Annotated in this window: 16 protein-coding genes; 11 read left to right on the top strand and 5 right to left on the bottom strand. The window is 72.5% G+C overall.

From position 1 onward, the window contains the following. The first annotated feature begins 139 nt into the window (after window positions 1-139). Both ACZ7LK_RS23205 and ACZ7LK_RS23210 read left to right on the top strand, forming a co-directional pair. Entirely contained in the window at window positions 140-1480 is a 1341-nt protein-coding gene (locus ACZ7LK_RS23205; protein WP_392275882.1) for a transcriptional regulator, read from the top strand. Between the two features lie 77 nt (window positions 1481-1557). Then, window positions 1558-2088 (top strand): NUDIX domain-containing protein, encoded by a 531-nt coding sequence (locus tag ACZ7LK_RS23210; RefSeq protein WP_392275883.1) that lies wholly within the window; start codon window positions 1558-1560, stop codon window positions 2086-2088. A 15-nt stretch (window positions 2089-2103) separates the two neighbouring features. On the opposite strand, the gene ACZ7LK_RS23215 is transcribed toward ACZ7LK_RS23210, so the two are convergent. Next, complete coding sequence (locus ACZ7LK_RS23215; RefSeq protein WP_392275884.1) at window positions 2104-2361, bottom strand: hypothetical protein; 258 nt, start codon at window positions 2359-2361, stop codon at window positions 2104-2106. 129 nt (window positions 2362-2490) lie between these two features. Continuing rightward, window positions 2491-3354 (bottom strand): 3-hydroxybutyryl-CoA dehydrogenase, encoded by an 864-nt coding sequence (locus ACZ7LK_RS23220; protein ID WP_392275885.1) that lies wholly within the window; start codon window positions 3352-3354, stop codon window positions 2491-2493. Window positions 3355-3522: 168 nt separating this feature from the next. Here ACZ7LK_RS23220 and ACZ7LK_RS23225 point away from each other — a divergent pair, with 168 nt between their 5' ends. Next, window positions 3523-4830, top strand: a complete 1308-nt coding sequence (locus ACZ7LK_RS23225; protein ID WP_469462249.1) for a glycoside hydrolase family 10-like protein — start codon at window positions 3523-3525, stop codon at window positions 4828-4830. Window positions 4831-4858: 28 nt separating this feature from the next. Here the strand turns inward: ACZ7LK_RS23225 and ACZ7LK_RS23230 are convergent, their stop codons facing one another. Next, on the bottom strand, window positions 4859-5050 hold the full coding sequence (locus ACZ7LK_RS23230; RefSeq protein ID WP_392275887.1) for a DUF1918 domain-containing protein: 192 nt from the start codon (window positions 5048-5050) through the stop codon (window positions 4859-4861). 226 nt (window positions 5051-5276) lie between these two features. Here ACZ7LK_RS23230 and ACZ7LK_RS23235 point away from each other — a divergent pair, with 226 nt between their 5' ends. Beyond that, window positions 5277-6434, top strand: coding sequence for a methyltransferase (locus tag ACZ7LK_RS23235; protein ID WP_392275888.1), 1158 nt, complete (start codon window positions 5277-5279; stop codon window positions 6432-6434). Window positions 6435-6438: 4 nt separating this feature from the next. On the opposite strand, the gene ACZ7LK_RS23240 is transcribed toward ACZ7LK_RS23235, so the two are convergent. Beyond that, window positions 6439-6963: a hypothetical protein gene (locus tag ACZ7LK_RS23240; RefSeq protein WP_392275889.1), complete on the bottom strand. Its 525-nt coding sequence runs from the start codon at window positions 6961-6963 to the stop codon at window positions 6439-6441. Window positions 6964-7210: 247 nt separating this feature from the next. On the opposite strand from ACZ7LK_RS23240, the gene argC reads away from it, so the two are divergent. The 5 genes from argC (at window position 7211) to ACZ7LK_RS23265 (ending at window position 12139) form a co-directional block, all read left to right on the top strand. Next, on the top strand, window positions 7211-8239 hold the full coding sequence (gene argC / locus ACZ7LK_RS23245; protein ID WP_471143061.1) for an N-acetyl-gamma-glutamyl-phosphate reductase: 1029 nt from the start codon (window positions 7211-7213) through the stop codon (window positions 8237-8239). A gap of 112 nt (window positions 8240-8351) precedes the next feature. Further along, window positions 8352-9503: a bifunctional glutamate N-acetyltransferase/amino-acid acetyltransferase ArgJ gene (gene argJ, locus ACZ7LK_RS23250; protein ID WP_392275891.1), complete on the top strand. Its 1152-nt coding sequence runs from the start codon at window positions 8352-8354 to the stop codon at window positions 9501-9503. Further along, the gene (argB, locus tag ACZ7LK_RS23255; RefSeq protein ID WP_392275892.1) at window positions 9500-10405 is read left to right on the top strand and encodes an acetylglutamate kinase; all 906 of its coding nucleotides are present in this window, start codon (window positions 9500-9502) and stop codon (window positions 10403-10405) included. Before argJ ends, argB begins: the two co-directional genes overlap by 4 nt. 38 nt (window positions 10406-10443) lie before the next feature. Further along, window positions 10444-11595, top strand: a complete 1152-nt coding sequence (locus ACZ7LK_RS23260) for an acetylornithine transaminase (protein ID WP_471143252.1) — start codon at window positions 10444-10446, stop codon at window positions 11593-11595. A 7-nt stretch (window positions 11596-11602) separates the two neighbouring features. After that, a complete protein-coding gene (locus tag ACZ7LK_RS23265; RefSeq protein WP_392275893.1) occupies window positions 11603-12139 on the top strand; it encodes an arginine repressor in 537 nt (178 codons plus the stop codon). Window positions 12140-12169: 30 nt separating this feature from the next. Here the strand turns inward: ACZ7LK_RS23265 and ACZ7LK_RS23270 are convergent, their stop codons facing one another. Then, on the bottom strand, window positions 12170-12901 hold the full coding sequence (locus ACZ7LK_RS23270) for a L,D-transpeptidase family protein (RefSeq protein ID WP_392275894.1): 732 nt from the start codon (window positions 12899-12901) through the stop codon (window positions 12170-12172). A gap of 204 nt (window positions 12902-13105) precedes the next feature. Here ACZ7LK_RS23270 and ACZ7LK_RS23275 point away from each other — a divergent pair, with 204 nt between their 5' ends. Both ACZ7LK_RS23275 and argH read left to right on the top strand, forming a co-directional pair. Further along, window positions 13106-14299 (top strand): argininosuccinate synthase, encoded by a 1194-nt coding sequence (locus ACZ7LK_RS23275; protein ID WP_469462256.1) that lies wholly within the window; start codon window positions 13106-13108, stop codon window positions 14297-14299. An 82-nt stretch (window positions 14300-14381) separates the two neighbouring features. Then, window positions 14382-15809, top strand: coding sequence for an argininosuccinate lyase (gene argH / locus ACZ7LK_RS23280; protein ID WP_392275896.1), 1428 nt, complete (start codon window positions 14382-14384; stop codon window positions 15807-15809). The last annotated feature ends 52 nt before the right edge of the window (window positions 15810-15861 follow it).

Raw genomic sequence — 15861 nt, forward strand, 5'->3', positions numbered from 1 at the left:
CTCTGTGAGAGACCGCCCAGTCAACCGGCGCCGGGCGCCCGGCGGCAGCGCGCGCGGAGTACGGATACGGGCATTCCGTTCACACCCCGTGCGAACCCGACTCCACTAGTCTGGGCACACCGAGTCACCGGAGGGGCCCATGCAGCCCAACACCCTGCTCGACGCCCTGCTCGACGAGGCGGGGATCTCGCACGCGGGCCTGGCCGCCCACGTGAACCAGGCCGGACGGGCGCGCGGCCTGGCGCTGCGGTACGAACACACCGCGGTGGCGCGCTGGTTGAAGGGCCAGCGGCCGCGCGGCCAGGTCCCGGACCTGATCTGCGAGGTGCTGGGCGCCCGGCTGCGCCGCCCCGTCACCCTGGACGACATCGGGCTGGGCGTCCCCGGCGAGGCCGCCGCCGCGCACGGCTCGCCGCTGTCCGGCTTCGTGGAGCGGGCCACCGCGCTGTGGCGCTCCGACGAGCAGCAGCGGCCGCACGTCCTGGGCGCACCGGCGGTGACCGGCACCCCGGCCGTGATGCCCGTGTGGGAGTGGGAGAACCCGCCCGAGGACGCCGACGTCTCGCGCGACGGCCAGACCCGGGTGAGCCTGTCCGACATCACCATGCTGCGCGCGGCCCGCGCCCACTACGAGCTGATGTACCGCCGGGCGGGCGGCATCGCCACCCGCGCCCGGATCGTCGGCTTCCTCAACGCGGAGACCGCGCCGCTGCTGCGCGGCGGCTACAGCGACGCGCTGGGCCGCCAGTTGCACCGCGCGACCGGCGGACTGGTCGCGGTCGCCGGCATCTGCGCGTACGACTCCGACGCGCACGGCCTCGCCCAGCGGTACTTCCACCAGGCGCTGCGGCTGGCGAAGGCGAGCGGCGACCGGGGGCTCGGCGGTTATGTGATCGCCCTGCTGGTCAACCAGTCGCTGTTCATGGGGGAGTACCGGCAGGCGGTGGCGTTCGCGGAGGCCGCGCTGCGCACCGCGGGACGGCAGATCACCCCGGCGCTCGCCGCGGACCTGTACGCGATGCAGGCCAAGGCGTACGCGCACCTGGGCGACGGGTCCGGCGCGCTGAGATGCATCCGGCGGGCGGAGGCGGACGCGGAGCGCATCCGGCCGGGCCACGAGCCGGACGAGACCGGCTACGTCCAGCCAGGGCTGGTCAACGTGCAGGTCGCCGAGGCCCTGCTGAGCCTGGGCGATCTGGACGGGGCGCGGGAGCACGCGGCGGCGGCGGTGCGCACACCGGCGCACGACCGGGGGCGTGTGCACCGGCTCGCCATGCTGAGCCAGATCGAACTGCGGCAGGGCGAGGCGGACCGGGCGGCGGTGACGGCGGCCGAGATGGCCGAACGGGCGCGCGGGATGGAGTCGCAACGGCTGCGGGACCGGTTGCGCGAGGTGCGCGAACACCTGGTGGCGAGCGGATGCAGTGATGCCGAGGAGGCGGCCGGGCTCATCGACGGGGCGCTGCGCGTGCCGCTGTGACCTTGCCGTGCGACGTTCCGCACGGTCCCAGGGCCTGCTGCGATATTGCCACCTACTTGTCGGAAGGTGGCAGAAAAGTGCAGTGGACGAACCTGAGCGAACAAACCATCTATGAGAACCGCTGGTTCAAGGTCAACCTCGCGGACGTCGCACTCCCCGACGGCCGGCACCTGGAGCACTTCCTCATCCGGCTCCGCCCGGTGGCCGTGGCGACGGCCGTCAACGCGGCCAACGAGGTGCTGATGCTGTGGCGGCACCGTTTCATCACCGATAGCTGGGGCTGGGAACTCGCCGCCGGGGTCGTCGAGGACGGCGAGGACGTCGCCGCGGCGGCAGCCCGGGAGATGGAGGAGGAGACCGGGTGGCGCCCGGGCCCCCTGCACCACCTCCTGACCGTCGAACCGTCCAACGGCCTCACCGACGCCCGCCACCACCTCTACTGGGCGGACGACGCCACGTACGTGGGCCACCCCCAGGACGACTTCGAGTCGTCCCGCCGCGAGTGGATACCGCTGAAACTCGTCCCGGACATGATCGCCCGGGGTGAGGTCCCGGCCGCCAACATGGCGGCCGGGCTGCTGATGCTGCACCATCTCCGGCTCGGCTGACGGCGGTCGCCCGGGTCAGTGGCCGAGCGCCTGCCACACCGCCACCGCCAGCGCGCCCACGGCGGTGCACGCGGAAACGGCGGGCAGCGGCCACTTGGCCTGCTCCAGTGCCGCCACGCGCGCGGCCAGACCGGTCAGTTCACGGTCGATCTGGCCGTTGCGCTGGGCGAGCAGCGCGAGCTGCCCGTCGATCCGGGCGAGCCCGACGTCGAGACAGCGGCGCAGCTCTGCGAACTCCTCGACGGCCGTTAAGTGTTCGGGATCGGTGGTCACGGTTCTCCGCTCCTCTTGGTCGACTGAGCGGTACCGAGTCAACCCCCGTGACGGGAGCGCGGGGAGCGTGTGCGCAGGGCATATGCGCACACGCTCCGCACACCCCGTGCGAAAGTTCGTCGCTCAGCGTCACGAACCGTAGGGGTAGAAGCCCGATCCCGTCTTACGGCCGAGGCGCCCCGCGTCCACCATGCGCTGGAGCAGCGGGGGAGCGGCGTACAGCGGCTCCTTGTACTCGGCGTACATCGAGTCCGCGACCGAGTGGACCGTGTCGAGGCCGATGAGGTCGGCGAGCTTCAGCGGCCCCATGGGGTGGGCGCAGCCCATCTCCATGCCGTTGTCGATGTCCTCGCGGCTGGCGATGCCCGACTCGAACATCCGGATCGCGGAGAGGAGGTAGGGGATCAGCAGCGCGTTCACGACGAAGCCGGAGCGGTCCTGGGCGCGGATCGCGTGCTTGCCGAGCACCTTCTCCACCACGGCCTGGGAGCGGCTGATCGTGCCCTCGGAGGTGGTCAGTGCCGGGATCAGCTCGACGAGCTGCTGCACCGGGGCCGGGTTGAAGAAGTGGATGCCGATGACCTGGTCGGGGCGGGACGTCGCCACGGCCAGCTTCACCAGCGGGATGGAGGAGGTGTTCGAGGCGAGGATCGCGTCCTGGCGGGTCACGACCTGGTCGAGGACCTGGAAGATCTCGGTCTTCACCTGCTCGTTCTCGACGACCGCCTCGACGACCAGGTCACGGTCGGCGAACTCGCCGAGATCGGTGGTGAAGCTGAGCCGGGCGAGCGTCGCGTCGCGCTCCTCCTCGGTGATCTTGCCCCGCTGGGCGGCCTTGGAGAGGGAGTTGTACAGCCGGGTACGGCCGATCTCCAGGGCCTCGCCGGTGGTTTCGGCGACCTTGACCTCCAGGCCGCTACGGGCACACACCTCCGCGATGCCCGCGCCCATCTGGCCGCAGCCCACCACTCCGACGCGTTCGATGTCGGTCACATCGTGCCTTTCGCTGATCTTCCCTGCGGCAGGTCCCCCGTGTGATTCCGGCGCCCGCCTCGACCCCACGACGTTACTCCGTTCGCGCGGGTGGAGGCCGCTCCGGGGCGGGCATGCTCTGCGGGGACGGGGAGACAACGGGACAACCCACCGGTAAGGGGCATATGAATGCGGCATATCGGTAGACGGAGCCTGGCGGCGGCCGTGATCGGAGCGGCGGCCTCGCTGTGGACGGCGGCGGACGCGGGCGCGGCGGCCCGGTCCGGCCGCGAGCACGGCCAGGGCCACGGGAAGCACGACAAACACGGGAAGCACGGGAAGCACGGGAAGCACGGCAGGCGGCGGGCCGGCCGGGAGTTCCGCGGGATGTGGCTGGCGACCGTCGCCAACCGCGACTGGCCCTCCAAGCCGGGCCTCCCGGCCGACCGGCAGCGCGCCGAGCTGCTGGCGTTCCTCGACGCCGCGGTGGAGCGGCGGCTGAACGCGGTGGTGTTCCAGGTGCGCCCCACCGCCGACGCGCTGTGGCCCTCGCCGTACGAGCCCTGGTCGCAGTGGCTCACCGGCGTCCAGGGCCGGGACCCGGGCTGGGACCCGCTGGGCACGGCGGTGGCCGAGGCGCACGCGCGGGGCCTGGAGCTGCACGCCTGGTTCAACCCGTACCGGGTGGCCAACCACACGGACCCGGCCCGGCTGGCGGAGGGCCACCCGGCCCGGGTCCACCCGGACTGGGTGCTGCCGTACGGCGGGAAGCTGTACTACGACCCGGGGCTGCCGGAGGTGCGGCGGTTCGTCCAGGACGCCATGCTCGACGCCGTACGCCGCTACGACATCGACGCCGTGCACTTCGACGACTACTTCTACCCCTACCCGGTCGCGGGCCAGGCCTTCGCCGACGACGACACCTACGCCGCCCACGGGGCCGGCTTCCCGGACAAGGCCGCGTGGCGGCGCGACAACATCGACCGGCTGGTGCGGGAGATGTCCGAGGGGATCCGGGACATCGACCGGGACGTACGGTTCGGGATCAGCCCCTTCGGCGTGTGGCGCAACCGCGCCGCCGACCCGCTGGGCTCGGACACCCGGGCGGGCGTCCAGACCTACGACCACCTGCACGCCGACACCCGCAAGTGGGTCAAGGAGCGCTGGATCGACTACGTGGTGCCGCAGCTCTACTGGCACATCGGCTTCGCCGCCGCCGACTACGCCACGCTGGTGCCCTGGTGGGACGACGTGGCGCGGGGCACGGGCGTCGAGCTGTACGTCGGGGAGGCGCTGTACAAGGCCGGTGACCCCGCCCAGCCGGCGGCCTGGCAGGACCCGGCCGAACTGTCACGCCACCTCACGCTCGCGGGGGAGTACCCGCGGGTGCGGGGGCATGTCTTCTTCTCGGCCAAGGAGGTCGTGGCGGACCGTATCGGCGCGATGGCCCGGGTGGTGGCCGACCACTACCCGACCCCGGCCCGTCCGCCGGACTAGGGAGCGTCTCGCCGATCGTGCCGGACGGCTAACCGGGCTCCTTGTGGCGTACGACGCTGTCGGGGCCCGGGGACATCACGGCCTCGTGACCGTCGTCGAAGCGGACGCGGTACGGGGGAGTGCCGTCCGGCCCGAGCACCTCGATGACCTCGGCGGTCCGGTCGTGCTGGCCCACGACCCTGCCGTGCACCAGCAATGTGTCGCCCACGATCGCGTGCATCGAGTGACCTCCTTGCGGCATTTCGCCCTGTTTGTCGTTCCGTAGGGGGAGTCTACGTCCGCAGGTGTGGTCCGTGTCACCCGGAGGAAGCCGGTCGGGTGCCGGTCGTTGAGGGGGCAACGAGCGTGTCCGGCAGCACGCGTTCGCGCCGCTCGACGTCCCGGACCGCTGGAGGGCGCGCTCCGGTTCCGGCGGCCCCCGCCCCACCGGCTAGCCTGGGCGGACAATGAACCGTCTGACCACGTCATGGGGCGCGTACGAACTCGCCCGCTTCCCCGAGGACCCGCGCGACCGGCTGCGCGCCTGGGACGCCGCCGACGAGTACCTGCTGGGACACCTCGCCGGAACACCGCTCCCGGACACCGGCACCGTGGTCGTGGCCGGTGACCGGTGGGGCGCCCTGGCCACCTCGCTCGCCGGGCACCACCCCGGGCGGGTCGTCCAGATCACCGACTCGTACCTCGCGCGCGAGGCCACCCGCGCCAACCTCGCCCGCAACGGCGTCGACCCCGGCGCCGTGCGGCTGCTGACCACCCGGGACGCCCCGCCCGAGCGCATCGACGTGCTGCTCGTCCGGGTCCCCAAGAGCCTGGCGCTCCTGGAGGACCTGCTGCACCGCCTCGCCCCGGCCGTGCACGCCGGGACGGTCGTCGTCGGCACCGGCATGGTCAAGGAGATCCACACCTCCACGCTCCGGCTCTTCGAGCGGATCATCGGCCCCGCCCCCACGTCCCTGGCGGTCAAGAAGGCCCGGCTCGTCCTGTGCACGCCGGACCCCGCGCTCCCGCGCACCCCGAGCCCCTGGCCGCTCCGTTACGCCCTCCCCGACGACGCCCCGGCGCCCGTCGCGGGCCGGACCGTCGTCAACCACGCCGGCGTCTTCTGCGCCGACCGCCTGGACATCGGCACCCGGTTCTTCCTCCAGCACCTGCCGCGCGGCCTCGGCGGCTCCCGGGTCGTCGACCTGGGTTGCGGCAACGGGGTGGTGGGCCTCGCCGTGGCGCTCGCCGACCCGGGGGCGCGGCTCCTGTTCACCGACGAGTCGTACCAGGCGGTCGCGTCGGCCGAGGAGACGTACCGGAGCAGCGGCCCGCCCGGCGGCGACGCCGAGTTCCTGGTCGGCGACGGACTCGCGGACGTCCCGGCCGGCTCCGTCGACCTGGTGCTGAACAACCCGCCCTTCCACAGTCACCAGGCCATGACCGACGTCACGGCCCGCCGGATGTTCTCCGACGCCCGGCGCGCGCTGCGCGACGGCGGCGAGCTGTGGGTGGTCGGCAACCGGCACCTCGGCTACCACGTGACGCTGCGCCGCGTCTTCGGCAACTCCGAGGTCGTGGCGGCCGACCCGAAGTTCGTCGTGCTGCGGGCCGTGAAGAAGTAGCCGGTCAGGCGTCCGGCAGCCGGCTCCCGCAGCGCCCGCAGAAGCGGACGCCGGACTCGTCGGGGGCGAGCCGCCCGCACTCCGGGCACACCCGGCCGAGCAGGCACACGGCCTCGCCGCCCGCCCGGTCACCGTCGTCCGCCCGGTCCTCCGCCGGGGCACCGGGGGCGGACCGGATGGAGAGCCCCGGCCGGCGGCGGTGTGCCGTCAGGTACGTCAGCCCCTCCGGCCCGGCCGCCATCCCGCGCCGCGAGCCGCGCGGCAGCCACACCACGCACCCCGCCTCCAGCGGGAGCTCACCCTCCGGGGTGCCGAGCCGCCCGGTGCCGTCCACCACATAGACCAGCACGTCCAGGTCCGGCTCGACGTGCGCGGCGACCCGGGAGCCGGCGGCCAGGCGCACCACATTGGCGTCGAGCTGACGGCTGTCCTCCGCGAGGCGCCACAGCGCACCGCTCCGGTCGGCAGGCACGTCCCGGATCACGTCCGCCACACGGGCGAGTACACCGGCCACCGGGTTCGCTGCCATCGTCGTGCTCCTGCTCGCGCCGAATCGCTGAGGCAGCGGATATTACCGTCCGTACCGTCCCCTCAACGCGTGAACGTCAACGAGGCGTTGTGGCCGCCGAACGCCCGAGAAGTCCGTCAGCGCCGCCGCCGGCGCTCCCCGCTCCCCGCGCGGGCGCGCCCGTGCCCGCCCATGCCGGCAGGCACACGGAAACGTTGCATAAAACTGCGAAGATGCGTATAGTCATGCCATCGACGAGGAGGGTCCAGTGGCAGTACGAGCAGCAGTGGCGGGTGCGAGCGGGTACGCGGGCGGAGAGGTGCTCCGGCTGCTCCTCGGCCACCCCCGGGTGGAGATCGGCGCCCTGACCGGTCACTCCAACGCGGGCCAGACGTTCGGCCCGCTCCAGCCCCACCTGCCGCCGCTCGCCGACCGCGTCCTCGAACCGACCACCGCCGAGGTCCTCGCCGGCCACCACGTGGTCTTCCTCGCCCTTCCGCACGGACAGTCCGCCGCGGTCGCCGAGCAGCTCGGCGACGACGTCCTGGTCATCGACATGGGCGCCGACTTCCGGCTGAAGGACGCCGCCGACTGGGAGCGGTTCTACGGCTCCGCGCACGCCGGGACCTGGCCCTACGGCCTCCCCGAGCTGCCGGGTGCCCGCGCCGCGCTGGAGGGGACCAAGCGCATCGCGGTGCCGGGCTGCTACCCCACCGCCGTGTCCCTCGCGCTCTACCCCGCGTACGCGGGCGGCCTCGTCGAGCCGGAGGCGGTGGTCGTCGCCGCGACCGGTACCTCCGGCGCGGGCAAGGCGCTCAAGCCGCACCTGCTCGGCTCCGAGGTCATGGGTTCCATGAGCCCGTACGGCGTCGGCGGCGGCCACCGCCACACCCCCGAGATGATGCAGAACCTCGGCGGGGTCGCAGGGGAGCCCGTCACCGTCTCCTTCACCCCCACCCTCGCCCCGATGGCCCGCGGCATCCTCGCCACGTGCAGCGCCAGGGCGAAGCCGGGCACCACCGCCGAGGACGTCCGGGCCGCCTACACCAAGGCGTACGCCGACGAGCCGTTCGTCCACCTCCTCCCCGAGGGGCAGTGGCCCGCGACGTCGTCCGTGTACGGCTCCAACGCCGTACAGGTCCAGATCGCCCTCGACCCGGCGGCCGGCCGCGTCATCGCGATCAGCGCCATCGACAACCTCACCAAGGGCACCGCCGGCGGCGCGGTGCAGAGCATGAACATCGCCCTCGGGCTCCCCGAGGACACGGGTCTTTCCACGACCGGAGTCGCACCGTGAGCCCGGGACGCCTCCCCGTGGTGGCCGGGGCGGAACACGCGGCGACCGGGCCGCGGACGACGACGATGCCCGCACCACCGTGCGCGGGCGCAGCAGCGAACGGAGAAGCACAGTGAGCGTCACGGCAGCGAAGGGATTCACGGCCGCGGGCATCGCGGCCGGGATCAAGGCGAACGGCAACCCGGACCTGGCCCTCGTGGTCAACAACGGGCCCCGCCGCGCCGCCGCGGGCGTGTTCACCTCCAACCGCGTCAAGGCCGCCCCCGTCCTGTGGTCCGAGCAGGTCCTGAAGACCGGCGAGCTGCGGGCCGTCGTTCTCAACTCCGGCGGCGCCAACGCCTGCACCGGCCCCCAGGGCTTCCAGGACACCCACGCCACCGCCGAGAAGGTCGCGGAGGTCCTCGACATCGGCGCCGGCGAGGTCGCCGTCGCCTCCACCGGACTCATCGGCGTGCTCCTGCCCATGGACAAGCTGCTTCCCGGCGTCGAGAAGGCCGCCGGGGAACTGTCCGAGCACGGCGGCGAGAAGGCCGCCATCGCCATCAAGACCACCGACACCGTCCACAAGACCTCCGTGGTCACCAAGGACGGCTGGACCGTCGGCGGCATGGCCAAGGGCGCCGGCATGCTCGCCCCCGGTCTCGCCACCATGCTCGTCGTCCTCACCACCGACGCCGACGTCGACGCCGCCGCGCTCGACAAGGCGCTCCGCGACGCCACCCGCGTCACCTTCGACCGGGTCGACTCCGACGGCTGCATGTCCACCAACGACACCGTCCTGCTGCTCGCCTCCGGCGCCTCCGGCATCACCCCGGACCACGACGACTTCGCCGAGGCCGTGACGCAGGTCTGCGGCGACCTCGGCCGCCAGCTCATCGGCGACGCCGAGGGCGCGTCCAAGGACATCCGCGTCGAGGTGATCAACGCGGCGAGCGAGGACGACGCCGTCGAGGTGGGCCGCTCCATCGCCCGCAACAACCTCCTCAAGTGCGCCATCCACGGCGAGGACCCCAACTGGGGCCGCGTCCTGTCCGCCATCGGCACCACGAAGGCCGCCTTCGAGCCCGACCGGCTCAACGTCGCCATCAACGGCGTCTGGGTCTGCAAGAACGGCTCGGTCGGCGAGGACCGCGACCTCGTCGACATGCGGTACCGCGAAGTGAAGATCACCGCCGACCTGGCGGCCGGGTCCGCGTCCGCCGTCATCTGGACCAACGACCTCACCGCCGACTACGTCCACGAGAACAGCGCGTACAGCTCATGAGCACCACACGCAAGCACACCGCCCTGCCCAAGGCGCAGATCCTCATCGAGGCGCTGCCCTGGCTGACGCGCCACCACGGCAAGACCGTCGTCATCAAGTTCGGCGGCAACGCCATGGTCGACGAGGAGCTGAAGGCCGCGTTCGCCCAGGACGTCGTCTTCCTCCGGCACGCCGGCCTCAAGCCGGTCGTCGTCCACGGCGGCGGTCCCCAGATCAGCGCCCAGCTCGACAAGCACGGCCTGGCCAGCGAGTTCAAGGCCGGCCTCCGCGTCACCACGCCCGAGGCGATGGACGTCGTACGGATGGTGCTCGCCGGACAGGTCCAGCGCGAGCTCGTCGGACTGCTCAACCAGCACGGCCCGTTCGCCGTCGGCATGACCGGCGAGGACGCGCACACCATCACCGCCACGCAGTACCGGCCGCGCATCGACGGCGAGCTCGTCGACATCGGCCGCGTCGGTGAGATCACCGAGATCGACACCGGCGCCATCCAAGCACTGCTGGACAACGGCCGCATCCCGGTCGTCTCCTCGATCGCACGTTCCCAGGACGACGGACATGTCTACAACGTCAATGCTGATACGGCGGCTGCGGCACTCGCTGCGGCGCTGGGCGCCGAGACTCTGATGGTGCTGACCGACGTCGAGGGCCTGTACGAGGACTGGCCCCACAGCGACGAGGTCATCAGCCGGCTCACCGCCACCGAGCTGGAGAAGCTGCTGCCCGAGCTCTCCAGCGGCATGGTCCCCAAGATGGAGGGCTGCCTGCACGCCGTGCGCAACGGCGTCACCACCGCGCGCGTCATCGACGGGCGCGTACAGCACTCGATCCTGCTGGAGATCTTCACCGACGAGGGCATCGGCACGATGGTCGTGCCGGACGGACCAGGGGGACCGCAGTGACGAACCAGGAACTGACCCAGCGCTGGCAAGGCGCGCTGATGGACAACTACGGCACGCCCCGGCTCCCCCTCGTCCGGGGCGAGGGCGCCAAGGTGTGGGACGCGGACGGCACCGAGTACCTCGACTTCGTCGGCGGCATCGCCGTCAACGCCCTCGGTCACGCCCACCCCGCCGTCGTCCAGGCCGTCTCGCGGCAGATCGGCACCCTCGGCCACGTCTCCAACCTCTTCGTCGCCGAGCCGCCCGTCGCCCTCGCCGAGCGGTTGCTCCAGCTCCTCGGCCGGCCCGGGCGGGTCTTCTTCTGCAACTCGGGCGCCGAGGCCAACGAGGCCGTCTTCAAGATCGGACGGCTGACCGGCCGCACCCACATGGTCGCCACCACCGGCGGCTTCCACGGCCGCACCATGGGCGCCCTGGCCCTCACCGGCCAGCCCGGCAAGCAGGAGCCGTTCCTGCCGCTGCCCGGCGACGTCACCCATGTGCCGTACGGGGACGTCGACGCGCTCCGCGCCGCCGTCACCGACCGGACGGCGTTCGTCGTCATCGAGCCCATCCAGGGCGAGATCGGCGTCGTCGTCCCGCCGCCCGGTTATCTGAAGGCCGCCCGGGAGATCACCCGCGCGACCGGCGCGCTGCTCGTCCTCGACGAGGTGCAGACCGGCATCGGGCGGTGCGGCCACTGGTTCGAGCACCAGGCGCACGGCGTCGAGCCGGACGTCGTCACCCTCGCCAAGGGCCTGGGCGGCGGCCTGCCCATCGGCGCGACGATCGCGTTCGGCCCGGCGGCCGACCTGCTGAAGCCCGGCCACCACGGCACGACGTTCGGCGGGAACCCCGTCGCGTGCGCCGCCGGACTCGCCGTACTCGACACCCTCGCCGCCGATTCCGCCCTCGACGAGGTCAAGCGCCTCGGCGAGAGGCTGCGCGCCGGAATCGAGGCCCTGGACCACTCGCTGGTCTCCCACGTCCGTGGTGCGGGCCTGCTGCTGGGTATCGTGCTCACCGAGCCCCTCGCGCCTCAGGTGCAGCAGGCGGCTCAGGACGCCGGCCTCCTGGTGAACGCGCCCGCTCCCGATGTCGTACGGCTCATGCCGCCGCTCGTCATCGGTGACGACGAGGTGGACGCCTTCCTCCGGGCCCTGCCCGGCGTCCTCAGCAGCGTGAACGGGGAAGGACGAGCCGGAGAATGAGACGACGATGACCGACGCGCAGGACCTCGACCACGGGGGGCCGTCCGTCCCGCAGACCCGGACGGCACGCCACCGCCGGATCGTGGACATCCTCAACCGGCAGCCGGTGCGGTCCCAGAGCCAGCTCGCGAAGCTCCTCGCCGACGACGGGCTGAGCGTCACCCAGGCGACGCTCTCCCGGGACCTCGACGAGCTGGGCGCCGTGAAGATCCGCAACACGGGCGGCGAACTCATCTACGCGGTGCCCAGCGAGGGCGGCTTCCGCACCCCGCAGGCCCCGCTCGGCGAGTCGGCCAAGGAGGAGCGGATGCGGCGCCTCTCGGGCGAGCTGCTGATCTCCGCCGAGGCCTCCGCCAACCTGGTGGTCCTGCGGACGCCCCCGGGCGCGGCCCAGTTCCTCGCGTCGGCCATCGACCAGGCCGAACTGCACGCCATCCTCGGCACCATCGCCGGTGACGACACCCTGCTGCTCATCTCCCGCGACCCCGCGGGCGGCCAGGCCCTCGCGGACCACCTGCTGCGGCTGGCGCAGAAGGAGCGGTGACCGGCCCGGCACCCGGCCCCGACCACCGGGTCAGTACCGGGTGACGGCGGTCGCGCCCGACTCCGTGCCGATCGCGATGTGCGGGCGGCGGGAGCGGTCCGCCCAGGTGAGGATCCGGCGCATGGCGCGGGCCGGAACGGCCACGCAGCCCGCCGTCGGCCCGCGCCCCGCCACGTGCAGGAAGATGCCCGCGCCCCGGCCGCGTACCGGACGGTCGTAGTTGAATCCGATCACCAGGGCGTGGGCGTAGCGCCGCCCGTAGGTGACGAGGTGCTCCGCCTCCCCGGCCCGGCAGTCGGGAGGCAGGCCCTCCACCCAGCGGTTGTAGGCGCGTGACCGGTTGTCCTGGCACCACCAGGACTCCCGCGTCACGCGCCGGTACCGCACCCCCGTGCCCGCCGGGCGGGCGTCGATGCCGAAGGCGTACGGCAGCGCGTACAGACCCGTCGGCGTGGTCGACGTGCCCTGGCGCCGCCGGCCGCCCTCGACCAGCCCGTTCGCCCCGAACCGCGCCGCCGCCGAACCCGCCCGCACCCACCGCCCGCCGCGCCGGTCCCACCAGCTCACCCTCCCGTGGGTGGCCCCGGCGCGGGGCGCGACGGCCGTGATCAGCTGCGTACCGCCCCCCGTGTCCGCCATCCGCGCGGGCAGCGGCGGACCCTCCCCGGCGGCGGCGACCGGGACCGGCGGCAGGACGGCCACGAGGACGGCGGCGAGGGCGGACGCGAGAACGGCGGCGAAGGCGGGACCTGGGCGGCGCATGCCCGGACCGTACGCCCGCCGCCCCCCTCCCGCCCGCCGCGCGCGGCCGAACGGGGCCGGGCCCCACGGCCGGTCCGCGCGCCCCTCCCCGGCCCACCGGCCCCCGCGTCACCCGCCTCCCGGACCACCGGGACCCGCGTTGACAAAACATACGGCGGTCTGCATAGTTATACCTGTCAGTGAATGCACCGTAAGGAGAAACCCGTGACCGAGCGCGTCGTACTCGCCTACTCGGGCGGACTGGACACCTCCGTCGCCATCGGCTGGATCGCCGAGGAGACGGGTGCCGAGGTCATCGCCGTCGCCGTGGACGTCGGCCAGGGCGGCGAGGACCTGGACGTCATCCGCAAGCGCGCGCTCGCCTGCGGTGCGGTCGAGGCCGAGGTCGCGGACGCCAAGGACGAGTTCGCCGACGAGTACTGCCTCCCGGCGATCAAGGCCAACGCCCTCTACATGGACCGCTACCCGCTGGTCTCGGCGCTCTCCCGGCCCGCGATCGTCAAGCACCTGGTCGCCGCCGCCAGGAAGCACGACGCCTCGATCGTCGCCCACGGCTGCACCGGCAAGGGCAACGACCAGGTCCGCTTCGAGGCCGGCATCCAGGCCCTCGGTCCCGACCTGAAGTGCATCGCCCCGGTCCGGGACTACGCGATGACCCGCGACAAGGCCATCGCGTTCGCCGAGAAGGCGGAGCTGCCGATCGCGACCACCAAGAAGTCCCCGTACTCCATCGACCAGAACGTCTTCGGCCGGGCCGTCGAGACCGGCTTCCTCGAGGACATCTGGAACGCGCCGATCGAGGACATCTACGAGTACACCTCGAACCCGGCCACCCCCCGTGAGCCCGACGAGGTGGTCGTCACCTTCAAGGAGGGCGTCCCGGTCGCCATCGACGGCAAGCCCGTCACCGTCCTCCAGGCCATCCAGCAGCTCAACGAGCGGGCCGGCGCCCAGGGCATCGGCCGGATCGACATGGTCGAGGACCGGCTGGTCGGCATCAAGTCCCGCGAGGTCTACGAGGCCCCCGGCGCGATCGCCCTGATCACCGCCCACCAGGAGCTGGAGAACGTCACGGTCGAGCGCGAGCTGGCCCGCTACAAGCGGCAGGTCGAGCAGCGCTGGGGCGAGCTGGTCTACGACGGCCTGTGGTTCTCGCCGCTCAAGCGGGCCCTGGACGGCTTCATCAACGAGGCCAACCAGCACGTCTCCGGTGACATCCGGATGACCCTGCACGGCGGCCGCGCCGTCGTCACCGGCCGGAAGTCGGACGAGTCCCTGTACGACTTCAACCTGGCCACGTACGACTCGGGCGACACCTTCGACCAGTCCAAGGCGCAGGGCTTCATCGACATCTTCGCGCTCTCGTCGAAGATCGCCGCCAAGCGTGACCTGACCTGACCCCGCTCGTTCGACAGCCGCCTCCCCGTTCCCCGTGGGCGGGGAGGCGTCGTACTTCCCCGGCCTTGAGGAGCTTGAAGCAGTGAGCAGCAACAACGGTGACGTCCGGCTCTGGGGCGGCCGCTTCGCCGACGGTCCCGCCGAGGCACTGGCCAAGCTGTCCGCGTCCGTGCACTTCGACTGGCGCCTCGCGCCGTACGACATCGCCGGCTCCCGCGCCCACGCCCGCGTCCTGCACAAGGCCGGGCTGCTGACCGCCGACGAGCTGACGCGCATGCTGGCGGGCCTCGACCGGCTGGAGGCCGACGTCGCGGACGGCTCCTTCACCGGCACCATCGCCGACGAGGACGTCCACACGGCGCTGGAGCGGGGGCTGCTGGAGCGGCTCGGCCCCGACCTCGGCGGCAAGCTGCGCGCGGGCCGGTCCCGCAACGACCAGGTGGCCACGCTGTTCCGGATGTACCTGCGCGACCACGCCCGGATCATCGGCGGGCTGCTCGCCGACCTCCAGGACGCCCTGGTGGGCCTGGCCGACGCCCACCCGGACGTCGCCATGCCGGGGCGTACGCACCTCCAGCACGCCCAGCCCGTGCTCTTCGCCCACCATGTGCTCGCCCATGTGCAGTCGCTCTCCCGGGACGCGGAGCGGCTGCGCCAGTGGGACAAGCGGACGGCGGTCTCCCCGTACGGCTCCGGCGCCCTCGCCGGCTCGTCGCTCGGGCTGGACCCGGAGGCGGTCGCCAAGGACCTGGGCTTCGAGAACGGCAGCGCGGGCAACTCCATCGACGGCACGGCCTCGCGCGACTTCGTCGCCGAGTTCGCGTTCATCACCGCGATGATCGGGGTGAACCTCTCCCGGATCGCGGAGGAGGTCATCATCTGGAACACGAAGGAGTTCTCCTTCGTGACCCTGCACGACGCCTTCTCCACCGGCTCGTCGATCATGCCGCAGAAGAAGAACCCGGACATCGCCGAGCTCGCGCGCGGCAAGTCGGGGCGGCTGATCGGCAACCTCACGGGCCTGCTGGCGACCCTGAAGGCGCTCCCGCTCGCGTACAACCGCGATCTCCAGGAGGACAAGGAGCCGGTCTTCGACTCCTGCGACCAGCTCGAGGTCCTGCTGCCCGCCTTCACCGGCATGATGGCCACGCTCACCGTCAACCGCGAGCGGATGGAGGAGCTGGCCCCGGCGGGCTTCTCGCTCGCCACCGACATCGCGGAGTGGCTGGTCAAGCAGGGTGTGCCGTTCCGGGTGGCGCACGAGGTCGCCGGTGAGTGCGTCAAGGAGTGCGAGGCGCACGGCATTGAGCTGGACCAGCTCACCGACGAGCAGTTCGCCAAGATCTCCGAGCACCTCACCCCCGAGGTGCGGACGGTCCTGGACGTCCCCGGCGCCCTCGCCTCCCGCAGCGGCCGGGGCGGCACGGCCCCCTCCGCCGTCGCCACCCAGCTCGCCGAGCTCAAGGCCGACCTCGTGATCCAGCGCGCCTGGGCCACTGCCAAGCGGTAACGGCGCGGCGGCACCTTGCGCGCGATCGCGCGTGCCGCGCTTTCCCAGCACC

This window comes from Streptomyces sp. NPDC039423 (genome assembly GCF_055598725.1).

What these genes read in the sequence shown, in the direction of transcription:
- ACZ7LK_RS23205 (WP_392275882.1), top strand. Translation starts at nt 140, where the DNA reads ATGCAGCCCAACACCCTGCTCGACGCCCTGCTCGACGAGGCGGGGATC.
- ACZ7LK_RS23225 (WP_469462249.1), top strand. Translation starts at nt 3,523, where the DNA reads ATGCGGCATATCGGTAGACGGAGCCTGGCGGCGGCCGTGATCGGAGCG.
- ACZ7LK_RS23230 (WP_392275887.1), bottom strand. Translation starts at nt 5,050, where the DNA reads ATGCACGCGATCGTGGGCGACACATTGCTGGTGCACGGCAGGGTCGTG.
- ACZ7LK_RS23235 (WP_392275888.1), top strand. Translation starts at nt 5,277, where the DNA reads ATGAACCGTCTGACCACGTCATGGGGCGCGTACGAACTCGCCCGCTTC.
- ACZ7LK_RS23240 (WP_392275889.1), bottom strand. Translation starts at nt 6,963, where the DNA reads ATGGCAGCGAACCCGGTGGCCGGTGTACTCGCCCGTGTGGCGGACGTG.
- argB (WP_392275892.1), top strand. Translation starts at nt 9,500, where the DNA reads ATGAGCACCACACGCAAGCACACCGCCCTGCCCAAGGCGCAGATCCTC.
- ACZ7LK_RS23260 (WP_471143252.1), top strand. Translation starts at nt 10,444, where the DNA reads ATGGACAACTACGGCACGCCCCGGCTCCCCCTCGTCCGGGGCGAGGGC.
- ACZ7LK_RS23265 (WP_392275893.1), top strand. Translation starts at nt 11,603, where the DNA reads ATGACCGACGCGCAGGACCTCGACCACGGGGGGCCGTCCGTCCCGCAG.
- ACZ7LK_RS23270 (WP_392275894.1), bottom strand. Translation starts at nt 12,901, where the DNA reads ATGCGCCGCCCAGGTCCCGCCTTCGCCGCCGTTCTCGCGTCCGCCCTC.